The sequence below is a fragment of the Kitasatospora sp. NPDC059747 genome (assembly GCF_042732955.1).
In the GTDB taxonomy this organism is placed as follows: Bacteria; Actinomycetota; Actinomycetes; order Streptomycetales; family Streptomycetaceae; genus Kitasatospora.
The window spans coordinates 16,813-30,550 of the sequence record NZ_JBHWGV010000075.1 but is presented as its reverse complement, the minus strand read 5'-3'; the positions used below and the strand labels follow the sequence as shown (position 1 = coordinate 30,550).

Annotated in this window: 15 protein-coding genes; 8 read left to right on the top strand and 7 right to left on the bottom strand. The window is 73.6% G+C overall.

The window, feature by feature from the left end; genetic code table 11:
- Positions 1-111 precede the first annotated feature (111 nt).
- Positions 112-1,182, bottom strand: coding sequence for a TolB family protein (locus ACFV4G_RS28430; protein WP_380444961.1), 1,071 nt, complete (start codon positions 1,180-1,182; stop codon positions 112-114).
- Between the two features lie 200 nt (positions 1,183-1,382).
- Here ACFV4G_RS28430 and ACFV4G_RS28425 point away from each other — a divergent pair, with 200 nt between their 5' ends.
- Positions 1,383-1,829: a hypothetical protein gene (locus ACFV4G_RS28425; protein ID WP_380444960.1), complete on the top strand. Its 447-nt coding sequence runs from the start codon at positions 1,383-1,385 to the stop codon at positions 1,827-1,829.
- Positions 1,830-1,865: 36 nt separating this feature from the next.
- Here the strand turns inward: ACFV4G_RS28425 and ACFV4G_RS28420 are convergent, their stop codons facing one another.
- On the bottom strand, positions 1,866-2,828 hold the full coding sequence (locus ACFV4G_RS28420; protein ID WP_380444959.1) for an alpha/beta hydrolase: 963 nt from the start codon (positions 2,826-2,828) through the stop codon (positions 1,866-1,868).
- Between the two features lie 68 nt (positions 2,829-2,896).
- Here ACFV4G_RS28420 and ACFV4G_RS28415 point away from each other — a divergent pair, with 68 nt between their 5' ends.
- Positions 2,897-3,406, top strand: coding sequence for a hypothetical protein (locus ACFV4G_RS28415; RefSeq protein WP_380444958.1), 510 nt, complete (start codon positions 2,897-2,899; stop codon positions 3,404-3,406).
- Positions 3,407-3,482: 76 nt separating this feature from the next.
- Here the strand turns inward: ACFV4G_RS28415 and ACFV4G_RS28410 are convergent, their stop codons facing one another.
- A complete protein-coding gene (locus ACFV4G_RS28410) occupies positions 3,483-3,980 on the bottom strand; it encodes a signal peptide protein (protein ID WP_380444957.1) in 498 nt (165 codons plus the stop codon).
- 603 nt (positions 3,981-4,583) lie between these two features.
- Between ACFV4G_RS28410 and ACFV4G_RS28405 the strand changes: the two genes are divergently transcribed.
- The 4 genes from ACFV4G_RS28405 to ACFV4G_RS28390 all read left to right on the top strand — a co-directional run bounded on the left by ACFV4G_RS28405 (position 4,584) and on the right by ACFV4G_RS28390 (position 7,547).
- Complete coding sequence (locus ACFV4G_RS28405) at positions 4,584-5,027, top strand: hypothetical protein (RefSeq protein WP_380444956.1); 444 nt, start codon at positions 4,584-4,586, stop codon at positions 5,025-5,027.
- Positions 5,028-5,099: 72 nt separating this feature from the next.
- Positions 5,100-5,849, top strand: a complete 750-nt coding sequence (locus tag ACFV4G_RS28400; RefSeq protein WP_380444955.1) for a YcnI family protein — start codon at positions 5,100-5,102, stop codon at positions 5,847-5,849.
- A gap of 174 nt (positions 5,850-6,023) precedes the next feature.
- Positions 6,024-6,635 (top strand): TetR/AcrR family transcriptional regulator, encoded by a 612-nt coding sequence (locus tag ACFV4G_RS28395; RefSeq protein WP_380444954.1) that lies wholly within the window; start codon positions 6,024-6,026, stop codon positions 6,633-6,635.
- 102 nt (positions 6,636-6,737) lie between these two features.
- Positions 6,738-7,547 carry a class II aldolase/adducin family protein gene (locus ACFV4G_RS28390; protein ID WP_380444953.1) on the top strand — a complete coding sequence of 270 codons (810 nt, stop codon included), beginning with the start codon at positions 6,738-6,740 and terminating at the stop codon, positions 7,545-7,547.
- Between the two features lie 15 nt (positions 7,548-7,562).
- On the opposite strand, the gene ACFV4G_RS28385 is transcribed toward ACFV4G_RS28390, so the two are convergent.
- Positions 7,563-8,069, bottom strand: coding sequence for a GNAT family N-acetyltransferase (locus tag ACFV4G_RS28385; RefSeq protein ID WP_380444952.1), 507 nt, complete (start codon positions 8,067-8,069; stop codon positions 7,563-7,565).
- Positions 8,070-8,121: 52 nt separating this feature from the next.
- Entirely contained in the window at positions 8,122-8,592 is a 471-nt protein-coding gene (locus ACFV4G_RS28380; protein WP_380444951.1) for a DUF1348 family protein, read from the bottom strand.
- A gap of 112 nt (positions 8,593-8,704) precedes the next feature.
- Between ACFV4G_RS28380 and ACFV4G_RS28375 the strand changes: the two genes are divergently transcribed.
- Positions 8,705-9,265, top strand: coding sequence for a TetR/AcrR family transcriptional regulator (locus tag ACFV4G_RS28375; RefSeq protein ID WP_380444950.1), 561 nt, complete (start codon positions 8,705-8,707; stop codon positions 9,263-9,265).
- 127 nt (positions 9,266-9,392) lie between these two features.
- Here the strand turns inward: ACFV4G_RS28375 and ACFV4G_RS28370 are convergent, their stop codons facing one another.
- On the bottom strand, positions 9,393-11,231 hold the full coding sequence (locus ACFV4G_RS28370; protein ID WP_380444949.1) for a phospholipase C: 1,839 nt from the start codon (positions 11,229-11,231) through the stop codon (positions 9,393-9,395).
- Between the two features lie 217 nt (positions 11,232-11,448).
- Entirely contained in the window at positions 11,449-12,087 is a 639-nt protein-coding gene (locus ACFV4G_RS28365) for a hypothetical protein (protein WP_380444948.1), read from the bottom strand.
- Positions 12,088-12,402: 315 nt separating this feature from the next.
- On the opposite strand from ACFV4G_RS28365, the gene ACFV4G_RS28360 reads away from it, so the two are divergent.
- Entirely contained in the window at positions 12,403-13,617 is a 1,215-nt protein-coding gene (locus tag ACFV4G_RS28360; RefSeq protein WP_380444947.1) for a serine hydrolase domain-containing protein, read from the top strand.
- Positions 13,618-13,738: the final 121 nt, after the last annotated feature.

The window sequence follows — 13,738 nt, the reverse complement described above, 5'->3', positions numbered from 1 at the left end:
GGGTCCCGCTCGCTGCGGGGGGCCGACCCCCCCCCCCCGGGCCGGGGGGGGCCCCGGGGCCGGGGGGGGGCGCGGGGGGGCCGCCCCCGCTCTCGGGGTTGAGGCGGGAGATCACGGCCGGAAGGCCGGCAGGCCCTTGAACGTCGAGACGGGGGCCGGGGCGGCCGAGCCGTCGGCCGGGAGGGTGCTGATCCCGTCCGGGGTGCGGACGGCGATGGTCTTCCCGTCCGGGGACCACGCGGGCTCGGTGTAGTCCGTGGTGGCGGACGGGGTGAGGTCCTTCTCCTTGCCCTGGTTCTCGGTGTTCTTCGAGAACAGGTGGTCGTGCCCGTTCACGGACCGGACGAAGACGACCTGCTCGCCGTCGGGGGAGAGCGCCGGCTGCGAGCCCTTGCCCATGTCGCGGGTGTTGGCCCGGATGTAGTCGTCGTAGATGTAGACCTCGCCGTTGGGCGTGTTGGCGTACGCGACCTCGCCGCGCTTGCCGCCGGCGTTCGACCAGGTGTTGCCGGTCGCGGGCGGCTGCGTGACGCCGGGGCCGCCGCCGTCGGAGATGGCGGGCGTGACCGCCTTGGGGGCGGTGCCGCCCTTGACGGGGACCGTCTCCAGGGTCAGGACGCCGCCCTTGGCCGAGGAGAACACGATGTTGGCGAAGCGCTCCAGGAACCCCGGGCTGTCCGAGACGGCGTCGCTCTTCTCGGCGTGCTGCCAGCTCGGGTGGGACCAGGTCTCGCCGCCCGGGTTCTTGGCGAGGACGACCTTGTTGCTGCCGTCCGGGTTGGCGGTGACGAGGTCGCCGTTGCCGTTGACGAACGCGGCGTGCTTGCCGTCGGGGGACCACGCGAGGTCGCGGACGACGGTGCCGAAGTCGACGGTGGTGCCGTTCATCACGACGGTCTGGGTGCCCGTGCTGATGGTGAGGTGGTTGGCCGCGCTGGTGCCGTTGACCTCCTTGGCCCCGCCGGAACCGCCCGTGCTGCCGGTGCTGCCGGTGCTGCCCGTCGAACCGCCCGCGCCGCCGCTCTTGCCCGGCGCGGCGGTGCCGGGGGCGGCGGTCGGCTCGGGGCCGTTGCCCGTGTCGTTGGGACCGCAGGCGGAGACCAGGACGGTACCGGCGGTGGTCATCAGGGCTATCGCGGCGACGGTGCCGAACCGGTTGCGGACTGCGGTGCGAACGGACATCTTCCAGGTCCCCCTCATGCGTTGCTCGCTTACAGGTAGGAGCCTCGCAGCCGCAGGTCCGCGCCGCGTCGACGACGTGTCACAGCCGTGGAACAGCCCCACCGGCGGGGAACTCCGCGCTATCGTCCTTGTCGGAACGCGGCGGAGCGTGACGGCCCGCCACGTCCGCCCGTCTGTCCGGACCGGGAGGGGAGACCGCGATGACCGCCGCCCGCAAGCCCGCCGAACTGCTGGAGTTCTCCGACGACCTGCACGTCGAGGACATCGACCCGCTGCGGACGTTCCTGGCCGCCAGACTGCGCGAGATCGTCGCCGCGCAGCCCGACGGCAGCGACGCCCATTTCGCCGCCGAGCGCCTGGAGCAGATCACCTCGGCCGACTGCATCCAGCTCGCGGACCTCCTGGTCGCCTGGGAGGTCGTCCTGGAGGAGGAGCGGACGGAGGAGCCGGGCGAGACCCAGCGGCTGCGCCAGGACGTGTCGATCTGGTGGGCGCGGCTGTGCCGGACGGCCGACCGCTTCCGCGACCACCCGGACCACAATCCGCAGTGGCGCCGGCTGGACTACATGAACCTCTGGCACGCGGAGTTGATGGCAAGCCTGACGGACGCCGCCGGCGGCGTGTACGGCGACGGCGCCCACCCCTGACCCGGGACCCGGTCGGCCCGCGTTCACCGCCCGCGTTCACCGCCCGAGGATCCGCCGCAGCCAGCGGGTGCGGGCGTCGAGGGCGTCCCGGCTGAGGGCCGCGTGCGGCGCGAGGGTGTCGAAGCCGTGGAACGCCCCCGGCCAGACGTGGAGTTCGGCCGCGCCGCCGGCCCGCCAGATCGCGTCGGCGTAGGCCACGGCCTCGTCCCGGAAGGTCTCGGCCGACCCGACCTCGACGTAGGCCGGGGGCAGCCCGGCGAGGTCGGTCGCGCGGGCGGGGGCGGCGTAGGGCGGCAGGTCGGCGGAGCCGTACCGCTCGCCGAGCACGGCCTGCCAGGCGGTGGCGTTGGAGGTGCGGTCCCAGGTGTCACGGCCGGCCAGCTGGTGGCTGGAGTGCGTGTCGCCGCGGTCGTCGAGCATCGGGCTGAGGAGCAGCTGGCCGATCGGCGCCGGCCCGCCGCGGTCGCGCGTCAGCAGGGCGAGGGCCGCGGCGAGCCCGCCGCCCGCGCTCTTGCCGCCGAGGACGACGCGCTTCGCGTCGAGGCCCAGCTCATCGGCGAGTTCGGTGGTGTGGAGGAGCCCGGCGTAGCAGTCCTCGACGGCCGCCGGGTACCGCGCGCCGGGTGCCAGCCGGTAGTCGACGGAGACGACGGCGAGCCCGAGCGGTTCGGCCGTCTCGCGCAGCAGGCGGGGCAGGACGGACCACGCGTTGCCGGAGATCATCCCGCCGCCGTGCAGGTAGTACAGGACGGGCAGCGGCCCGTCGAGCCCGGCGGGCCGGGCCGTCACCAGCCGGACCTCGCTGCCGTCCCACGCGACCGGCGCCCGCAGCTCCGCGACCTCGAACCGGCCGCCGTGCCGCAGCCGTTCGGCCGTCGGCCGGGGCCGGGAGGCGGCGTCCCGGGCCTGCCAGGCCGCGATCCCGGCCGGCGTGAGCGGCTCCGGCGTGCCGACGGCCGCCAGCGCGGCGTGCAGTTCCGGGTCGAAGGCGACACCCATGAACGAACCCCCCCTCATCTCGGTAACTTTTGTTACCGCGAACCGACTTCGTAAACTATGGTTGTCACATGATGATGCCTGAGATCACCCGGGAGGAACAGGCGGCACTCGACAAGGCTCTCTGCGAGGCCCTGGACCCGCTGGCCGCGGCCATCCGCGCCCGGCAGAGCGGGCTCGCGCAGGAGCGCATGTGGGACGCGGACCCGGCGGAGGTGGCGCTGTCCGTCCTCGCCGCCTGGAAGGTGGTGGACGGCGCGGTGAAGCAGCTGACGGCGACGGCGGCCGGCACCGCCGGTTCGTACGGGGCGAGTTACGAGCAGCTCGGTGCCGTGTGGGGCATCACCCGGCAGGGCGCGCGGAAGAAGTGGCCGGACGCCGTCCAGCGTCCGGCGCAGGAGGCGGGCACGCTCGAACTCTTCGGTGGGACGGCGAGGTTGGTCCAGGCGCCGGGCGGCGGCTGGGGCTGGACGGCGACGGGGGCCGACGGTGTCTTCGGCGCGGCGGAGGACGGGGTGCACCACGTGAGCGCGGAGGTGGCCGCGGCCCACGCGGGGGCCTTTCTCAGGGAGCACGCCTGACCGTGCGGGCGTGGGCTCAGGCGCTGTGGGCTCGGGCGTCGTGGGTTGAGGCGTCGTGGGCTCGGGCGTCGTGGGCTCAGGAGTACAGCGCGATCCGCGGCTCGACCGTGCCGTGGGCGGGCGCGAGCACCGTGAGCCGGTAGTGCTCGGTGAGCGTGTGGTGGCCGTGCAGGACGATCTTCGCGGTGGTGAGGCCGGTGAACAGCGTGCCGGTCTGGCTCCCGAGCTGCACGGTCCGCCACCGCCCGTCGGAACCGAGCAGTTCGAGCCTGACGTCGGACGTGACGAGGAAGGGGCCCTTGTCGGGCGACTCGACGAGGACCTGCGGGGCCACGGTGCGGTCCGCGGAGGAGGGGTTGCGGTAGGTCACGGTGATCCGGTGCGGCGTGCGGTCGGCCGGCAGCGGGCTGCTCGGCAGGTTCACGAACCCGACCGGTGCCGCGGCGGCCGTCGCCGCCGGCGGGGGAGCGGACGCCACCGCCTGCCCGGGGGCGACCAGCGCGATGGCCGGGAGGGCGGCGAGGGCGACGGCGGTCAGGACCGGACCTCTGCGGGGGATCCTCCTGCTGGGCATGGCGCCTCCTTCGATCGTCGACGGCACGCCCGGTGACCGATGGGGATCCGCGGGTGCACGGACGGTCGCCGCTCGGGCGGGCTGTACGTATCCACGGTGCACGCCAACCGCATCCGCCGCATCCGCCGGGGCCCGCGGCCCGCTGCGGAGGCCGCCGGAACCCGTACGTTCTCGCGGTGATGTGCGGGGTTCGGGGGAACCGGCCCGGCGCTCGGTCGGGGGTGGCATGATGTCCCGGCCATGGCTGCCTCCCGACCCGAGGCGCTGCCGTCACAGGTTTGCGCCGCCGCGCTCGACCTTCGCGTACTGAGGGCCCTGCCCTTCGCGACGGTCTGCGTCGTGCTGGCCGCGGCCGGGCACGTTTTCGCCTCCGGGAGCCCGGTCCCGCCGGGCGCGCTGTTCCTCGGGTGGGTGCTGTCCGGCGCCGCGGCGGCTTTCGGCGCGCGACGGGAACGCTCGGCGCGGGCGATCATCGGGGGCCTGGCAGGCGCACAAGGGGGCTTGCACGTCCTCTTCCACGCTGCCCAGACCTCGCGCGCGGTCCCGGCGAGGGGCGAAGCGGACACCATGGCCGATATGCCCGGCATGCCTGGGATGCCTGGGATGCCTGGGATGGGCGGGCGCTCCGGCGTGGCGATGGCCCACGCCGTGACGGGCGGCGGCGGGGCGGTCCCGCACACCGCCGTCGCGGCGACGCACGTCGCCTTCTGGTGCCACGCGACGCTCCTCGGCCTCAGTCCGGCCATGCTCGCGGCGCACCTGGCCGCGACCGTCGCCGCCGGCTGGTGGCTGCGGCGCGGCGAGGCGGCCGTCTGGTCGCTGGTCCGGCTCGCGGCCGGCACCGCCTCGGCCGCCGTGCGGGCCTGCGCGGATCAACTCCGCGGCGTGCTGGCCCTGTTCGAGGCCCTGGGCGACGGGCTCGGCGGCCGGTCGCGGGCGGGCGCCGTGCGTCGGGTGCCGGCGTACGACTGGTGGGGTCCGGTGCGGTCGGCGCCGCTCCGGCACGTGGTGATCAGGCGCGGTCCGCCGCTGGGCGCGGCCGCCTGACGGGACCGTCCCGTCGCGGCCGTCCGCCGGCCCCTGACCACACCCATGCCTTCCCTGGAGAAGACACCACCCATGAGAGCCTCCTCCGCGATCCGCCTCGCCGCCGCCTCCGCCCTGGCCGCCACGGCCGTGCTGGCCGGCGCCACCGCCGCGTCCGCGCACGTCACCGTGCAGCCGTCCAGCGTGCCGAAGAACGCGACCGACCAGACCTTCGCGTTCCGCGTGCCGAACGAGGACGACAAGAACAGCACGGTGAAGGTCGAGATCGACTTCCCGGTTGACCACCCGATCCCGTCCGCCCTGGTCGCGCCGGTGGCGGGCTGGACCGACCGGATCCAGACCACCAAGCTCGCGACGCCGATCCACACCGATGACGGCGACATCACCGACGTGGTGTCGCAGATCGTCTGGACCGGCGGCCAGATCGCCCCCGGCCACTACCAGGACTTCACCGTCGACCTCGGCGCGCTGCCCGAGGGCACGGACAAGGTCGTCTTCAAGGCGCTCCAGACGTACAGCGACGGGAACATCGTCCGCTGGATCGAGGAGCCGCAGGAGGGGCAGCCCGAGCCGAAGAACCCGGCGCCGGTCCTCAAGCTGACCGCGGCGAGCGCGGCGAGCGCGGCGAGCGCGACGACCGCCGGGGATGCCACGGCCGCACCGGCTCCGGCCGCCGCCCCGACGGCTCCGGTGGCGGCGAAGGCGAGCACCAGCGACTCCACCGCCCGCGCGATCGGCATCGCGGGCGTCGTCCTGGGGGCCCTCGGCGTGGCCGCGGGCCTCCTGCTCGGCCGCCGCCGCTCCACCGGCACCGCTGCCTGACCCTCCCGGGCCGGTGCGGGACTCCTCCCGCACCGGCCCTCGGCGGGGCCGGGCGACGTCGACCGGGTCGGGCACGGTGGGCGAGGCCGACCGGGTCGGGCACCGTGGGCGACGCCGACCGAGGCGGCACCGTGATCGATACACTCGTGCATCCGATCCACCCCCGGAGGTCCGATGCCCAAGGGCACCACCAAGCGCCGCCCCGTGACCCGAGCCGCGCTGCTGGAGGCGGCGCTCGCGGTCTTCGCCGAGCACGGGTTCCAGGCCGCGACGATCGAGCAGGTCTGCACCCGGGCCGGCTACACCCGGGGCGCGTTCTACTCGAACTTCGGCAGCAAGGAGGAGCTCTTCCTCGCCCTGTTCGACCAGCACAGCCAGGAGATCCTCGACCGCCTGGCCGACCTGGCGGACGCGCTGCCCGCCGGGGAGTCCACCCTCGCCGAGTTCGCCGGGCGGATCGCCCGGATCGACCCGGCCGAGCGGGACTGGTACCTCGTGAGCACCGAGTTCACCCTCCTCGCGATCCGCGACCCGCAGGCCGGCTGGGTGCTCGCCCGGCACGACGCGCGGCTGCGGGCGGAGCTCGCCCGGGGCCTGACCGCCCAGCTGGAGCGGGTCGGCCTGCGCCTCACCGTGGACGCCGAGGAGCTGGCCCGGCTGCTGATCGCGATCCGCGAGGGCGGCCTGGCGCAGAGCTACGTCGAGCCCGACGTGCTGCCGCCCGGCGAGCTGGAGCGCCGGTTCCTCGGGACGATCCTGGGCGCCGTGACGGAGGCGGCCGGCTGAGGGAGCCTCCGTAAGTCGAGGCATCCGATGCATCGACGTATCGGATACATGCTCGTATCATCCCGGAGGAAGGCACTCGCACCCCCACTCCGGGAGGACGCCATGACCACCCCGCTCCCCGACTCCCTCGCCGCCGTCGTCGGCCCGATGCCGCAGGGCGTCACCTTCCCGCTGCCGCCGACCTTCGACTCCGTCGAGGCCGAGCGCCAGTACCGCAAGGAGCAACTCGCGGCCGGCTTCCGGCTGTTCGGCCGGTTCGGGTTCTCCGAGGGCGTCGCGGGCCACATCACCGTGCGCGACCCGGAGAACCCGCAGTGGTTCTGGGTCAACCCGTTCGGCATGGCCTTCGGCCAGATCAAGGCCTCCGACCTGATCCTGGTCGACCACGAGGGCAACCTGCTGCACGGCAGCCGCCCGGTCAACAAGGCCGCGTTCGTCATCCACTCCCAGGTGCACGCCGCCCGGCCCGATGCGATCGCCGCCGCGCACTCCCACTCGCTGCACGGCAAGGCCTTCTCCAGCCTCGGCATCCCGCTCGACCCGATCACCCAGGACGCCTGCGCCTTCTTCGAGGACCACGCCGTCTACAGCGACTACCGGGGCGTGGTCAACGAGCTGGAGGAGGGCAAGCGGATCGGCGCGGCCCTCGGCCCGCACAAGGCCGTCATCCTGCAGAACCACGGCCTGCTGACGGTCGGGCAGTCCGTCGCCGAGGCGGTCTGGTGGTTCGTCACCATGGAGCGCTCCTGCCAGGCGCAGCTGCTCGCGATGGCCGCCGGCACGCCCAGGCTGATCGACCGCGAGACCGCGCTGCGCACCCGCGAGCAGATCGGCAGCTCGCTGGCCGGCTGGTTCCAGGCCCGCCCGCTGTGGGACCAGATCACCGTCTCGGACCCGGACCTGTTCGACTGATCCGGGCCCTGCGGTTCACTCGCTCCCGGTCCTGACCTCGTACGGGCGCAGCCCGCGCTTCTCGTAGTTGCGCAGGGCGTTCGGGTGGTCGTTGCTGTCGGTGTGCAGCCAGACCCGGCGGACGCTCTGCGCGCCGAGCGGCTCGGTGGCCCAGGCCTGGCGCAGGGCGAGCGTCAGCGCGTAGCCGCCGAGGCCGCGGCCGACGTGCTCGGGGACGAGGCCGAAGGTGGTGACCTCGACGTCGCCGCCCGGGTGCGGCTCCAGGTTGGCGACGCCGGCGGGCTCGCCGTCGTGGGTGAGCAGCCAGTACTGGCGGCGCGGGTGCTCGGCGAGGTGGGCCGCCCAGTCCTCGGCGGTGCGGGCGGTGCTGCGCCAGCCGTGCGGCGCCCCGACGCGCGCCTGGACGGCCTGCGCCGTGGGTGACGCGCCGTCGGCGGGGGTGAGGGCCAGCCCGGCGACCGGCGGGGACGGGCGCAGCTCGGCGGGGTCGGTCATCTCCAGGTACGTGACGATCTTCTCCATGCGCCCAGGCTACGGCCCCGTCCCGCCGTCCCCCCCCCGGGCCGTCGGGGTGTCAGAGGCCGAGGTCGGTCAGGCCCGGGTGGCCGTCGGGCCGGCGGCCGAGGGGCCAGTGGAACAGGCGCTCGTCCGCGGCGATCGGCAGGTCGTTGATGGAGGCGTGGCGGTGGGCCATGAGGCCGTCGTCGTCGAACTCCCAGTTCTCGTTGCCGTACGAGCGGTGCCACTGGCCGGAGTCGTCGCGCCACTCGTAGGCGAAGCGGACGGCGATGCGGTGGCCGTCGTGCGCCCACAGCTCCTTGATCAGGCGGTACTCGTGCTCGTGCGCCCACTTGCGGGTGAGGAAGGCGGTGATCTCCTCGCGGCCGGTGACGAACTCGGCGCGGTTGCGCCAGCGGCTGCCGGGCGTGTAGGCGAGGGCGACGCGCTGCGGGTCGCGGGTGTTCCAGCCGTCCTCGGCGGCGCGGACCTTCTCGTGGGCGGTCTCCGTGGTGAACGGGGGCAGGGGCGGGCGCTGTGCGGACATGCGTGACCTCCTGGGGCGCTCGTGGGCGCGGTTCCGGCGCGGCGAGAACGACCGTTCTTGCCTCCTCGGTTACTCTAGGAGAACCAACGTTCTCACGCAAAGGGCACGGCAGATGGACCACGACGCCACGCGCACCGGCATCCTCGACGCGGCCGAGGAACTGTTCTACGGCCAGGGCATCCAGGCCGTCGGCATGGACGCCGTGCGGACCGCCTCCGGCGTCACCCTGCGCCGCCTCTACCAGTACTTCCCGTCCAAGGGGGACCTGGTCGAGGCCTACCTGCTGCGCCGCGACGAGCGCTGGCGCGACGAGCTCGCCGCCCAGGTGGCCGCGGCCACCGCCGATCCGGGCGGGCAAGTCCTGGCGGTCTTCGACTGGTTGGCCGACTGGTTCGCCCAACCCGCCTTCCGGGGCTGCGCGTTCGTCAACGCCTTCGGCGAACTGGGCGCCACGGCACCGGTGGTGGCCGCCGCCGCGCGGCACCACAAGGACGAGTTCGCCGCCTACCTCGCCGGCCTCGCCGCGGCCGCCGGCGCGCCGCCCGCCACCGCCGCCCACCTGGCCCTCCTCGCCGAGGGCGCCATCACCGCCGCCGCCATCCGCGGTGACGCCACCCCCGCCGCCGAGGCGAAGGAGGCCGCCCGCGTGCTGCTGCGGGCGGCCGGGGTCTGACGGTTCCGGGGACTGACGGTTCCGGGGACCGAGGGGCCGGGGCCTGAGACCGGGACCCTACCCGGCCCCGGACGCACGACACCGCCGGGCCCAGGGAGGGCCCGGCGGTGTCAGGACGGTGCGGGGATCAGGCGCGGCGACCGCGCTTGCGGCGGGCGAAGACCACCGCGCCGGCGCCGAGCGCCACGAGGGCCGCGGCGGCGGCCGCGATCGGCATGGTGTTGGAGGAGCCGGTGGCGGCGAGGGCCGGGCCGCTCGTCGTGGCCCCGGCGGTCGGGGTCGCGGCGGAGGTGCCCGCGGCCGTGGTGCCGCCCGTGCCGGTGGACGGCGTGCCGGCGGCGGTGGAGGAGCCGTCGGTCGGCTGGCCGGTCGGGGTGGTGGCGCCGGCGGGCTGGCCGGTGGCCGGGTCGAGGATCAGGGTCGCCGACTGGGCGTTCTTGAAGTCGAACATGCCCTCGATGGAGCCGGCGCGCTCGTCGAAGGAGGAGTCGCCGACGCGGCCGGTCTTCCAGTTGTCCTCGACGAAGCGCAGGACCGAGGTCTGGTCGGTCTGGGTGTGGTCCACGAAGTTGGACTTCGAGTACGGCGACAGCACCAGCAGCGGCAGGCGCGGGCCGTAGCCGCAGCGGTCGGCGTAGCCGCCCGCGCCGGCGTCCTTGCCGCACTGGCCGGTGCCGCTCAGGCTGTCGTTGACGGCGTCGCGCGAGCCGTTCACGGGCTCGACGAACTTGTGGTCGTACCAGCCGTCCGAGTCGTCGTAGGCGATGACGACGGCGGTGGAGGCCCAGTCCTTGGACTTCTGCAGCTTGTTGACCGTGTCGACGACGAACTGCTGCTCGTCCAGCGGGTCGGAGTAGCCGGCGTGACCGTCCTGGTAGTTGGCGGCCTTGAGGTAGGAGACGGCGGGCAGGTTGCCGTGCTGGAGGGCCGCGTCGAAGTCGGTCAGGTCGTACTGGTGGTTGGCCTGGCCGTTGTGGCCGATCTCGTCCACGGTCTTCGGAGCCAGGTGGCTCGGGTTCGCGGTGGACTTGTAGTACTGGAACGGCTCGTGGTGCGGGTTGTAGTCGGTCTGCGACGCGCCCACGATGTTGTTGTGGGAGGCGCCGCAGACGGCCTTGCCGTCCTTGGAGGCGGTCGGCTTGAAGCCGCCCTGGAACCAGCCCCAGCTGACGCCCTTGTCGTTGAGCAGGTCGCCGATGTTCTTGCCGGTCATGACCAGCTGGTTGTGCGCGGTGCTGGAGCACTCGTCGTAGCCCGGGTCGGGGTCGTTGATGACGGTGCCGACGCCGTTCGCGTCCGGGGAGGCGACCGCGTAGGCGTCGGTCGTCTTCTGGCCGGTCTTCGGGTCGACCGCGTAGCCGCCGTGCGTCTGGCCCGAGACCAGGTTGATCGCGCCGGGGGTGGACGGGCCGTAGTTGGTACCGAAGGAGTTGTCGCTCATCGCGAAGCGCTGGGCGTAGTTCCAGTACCCGGTGACGGTGTTGCCGTCGTAGTAGTCCATGACCAGGCCGGGCTGGGTGAACATCGGGGCCTTGCAGCTCTCGACGTTCGTGTGCTCGACGAACTTGTCCATCTTGCCGCCGTCGACGGCGAGCTGCTCGTCCTTGTACGTGTGGTCCTGGTCGCAGGTGACGGCCTGCGTGGGGGCCAGGCGCTTGGGGTTCATCGCGTTCGGGTTGTGGTGCAGCAGGTCGTCCCCGAGGCCGTCCACCTTCGGGGTGTCCGGCTTGGCGGTGAACTTCACCTTGTCGTCGGCGGTGTTGGCCGCGTTCGGGTAGGTGCCGAAGTAGTGGTCGAAGGAGACGTTCTCCTGGAATATCACCACGACGTGCTTGATCGGCGTGGCCGTCTGCGGGTCCTCCGCGGCGAAGGCCGCCGGGGTGCCGCCGAGGGCGGTGAGGGACATGGCCCCGACGAGGCCGGCGCCGTACCGGAGCCACCGGTTGCGGGTGGGGACTGCGTGCATGCTGTGATCCTCGAACATGTCGTCAACGAGTGGGGTCGCGCGGGGCGAGCAGTCGCTCTCCGGCGGCGGCCAAGACGCTAAAGGGAACAGATGAACGCGGTTCCCGGCCGCAGGTTACCGGACAGTAAACCAGAGACGTCCGTCAGGGTGACCGGGGTTGACGGCCAACTGTCTTTTCTTGGTGATCGGTTGACGATTCCTTGACCTGGGGCTCGGCTCAGGAGGTCGAGGGGGTGAACGGCGCGCCGGGCGGGATGGTCGCCGGGGGGATCACGATCGCGGGCGGGAGCTTGTGGCAGCCGTCCCAGGATGCGAGGTAGCCGGGCGGGCAGGACTTGGGCGGCGTCGGCAGGGTCGGCTCCGGGCGCGGGGGGATCGTCCATCCGGGCGGGGCGCCGGGCGCCGGGTGGTCGGCGGGCGGCTCCGCGGCCGGGGGCTTGGGTGCGCTGCTCTTCGGGCGCGGGGCCGACGTCGGGGCTGCGGGGGCGGGCGGAGCTGCGGGAGCGGGCGGGGCGGGCTTCTTCGCGGACGGCTCCGGAGTGTCCGGCGCGTCCGGCGTCTCCTGGGTGGCCGTAGCGCTCGGCGCGGCCGGTGTCCCGGTTGCCGCGTCGGTGGCCGGGGATTCGGTCGTGGCCGGGGATTCGGTCGTGGTCGGGGAGACGGAGGGGGTCGGGGAGGCGGACGGACTCGGGGAGGCAGTGGGTGACGCCTCGGAGGCCGGTGTCGAGGCGGCGGAGTCCGGTCCGGTCAGGAGCAGTGCGCCGCCGCCCAGCGCCGCGAGCGCGCAGATGCCGGCCGCCATCCCGAGGGCGACCTTGCGCCGCCGTGCCGGGTTCACACCTATTACAGCGTTCACGCCCGTTTCGGTGTCCGTACCCGGGTTCTCCCGCTCGGTCCCGAGGTCGTCCGCTTCTCTGCCGTCCTGCATGCGTGCCCGCCTTTTCGATCTTCGCTTCCGAACTGCGCGGGAGCGTAGCAGTGGCCTCGGACACCGGCGGAGGAAGGGCTGTTCGTACGCCCGGTCGGCCGCTCCTCGGGGTCGACCCCGACGAAAGATCAGGGGTGGCGGGTCGGGACCCTTATTGATCTTGAGGGGCCGGAGTCGGCAGACTCGTCGCCGAGCCGAAGAACGGTCGGCTCTACTGACGATCAGTCTGGAGTTGCATCACCCGTGAACCCCTACGCCAACCGCACCCGTTGGGCCGTCCTCGCCGCCGCCGGTGCGCTCACGGCCGCCCTGACGGTCGGCGCGGGCACCCCCGCGCTGGCGGCGCAGCCGGCCGCCGTCCCCAGCGGTGCCCCGGCGAGCGCCGCGCCGCTGGCGCCGCTGGACGCGGCGGCCGTCCGCAAGGCGCTCGACGCGCGCCCGGCGGCCGACGTGTCGGCGGCCTTCGTCCGCGTCACCGGCTCCGGCGGCAGCCTGGACGCCACGTCGGGGGATGACGTGGACACCGGGGGCCGGTTCCGGATCGGCTCGATCTCGAAGGTCTTCACCGCCACCGTCGTCCTCCAGCTCGCCGCCGAGGGGCGGATCGACCTGGACGGCACCGTCCAGCAGTACCTCCCGGACGTCCTGCCCGAGGGTTTCCCGCCGGTCAAGGTCGGCCAGTTGCTCGACCACACCAGCGGCCTGCCGGGCGGGTCCAACGCGTTCTGGGGCGACGGCACCACCGCGTGGTTCGCCGACCACGGGAGCGACGGGTACACCCCGGAGGAGATCGTCGCCACCATGGCCGGCCAGAAGATGGCCTTCGACCCGGGCACCCAGCAGCAGTACAACGGGATGAACACCTTCGTCGCCGGTCTGCTCGTCGAGCAGGTCACCGGGCACAGCTACGCCCACGAGCTGCGCGAGCGCATCATCCGTCCGCTCGGCCTGCACGACACCTCGCTGCCGGACGCGGACGACCCGCGTCTGCACCACCCCGCCAGCCACCCGTACCTGACCGTCCCGGACCCGGACGGCGGCACGTACCGGGCGGACGTCACCGAGCAGAGCCCCTGGCCCTGGGCGGAGGGCGGCATGATCTCCAGCGCCCCGGACCTCGAGCGCTTCATGACCGCCCTCTTCCGCGGCCGGCTGCTGCCCCCGGCGCAGCAGGAGAAGCTGTTCACCGTCCCGGACGTGCCGGTCGCCGCGGACAGCACCCACTGCCCGGGCAACAAGGCCTGCATGAGCATGGGCCTGGAACGCCTGGAGCAGAACGGGGTCGTGATCTGGGGCAAGACGGGCTCGCGCCCCGGCTACACCAGCGGAGTGTTCGCCACCCGGGACCTGGGCCGCACCGTGGTCTACTCGGTCAACCCGACCGGACTGGACGGTGCCGAGAACCGGTACTCGCTGAAGGTGCTCGTCACCGCCTTCGGCCTGGCGCTCCACGCCTGAGGCCGCTCCCGCAAGGGAGTTGACGGGGCCCCGGCCGTGGGGGGGGGGGGGGCGAGGCCGGGGGGGGGCCCAGGAGAGGGGGGGGAGGGGGGGCACGAGGGGGCGCGGGGTGTGGGGCGAT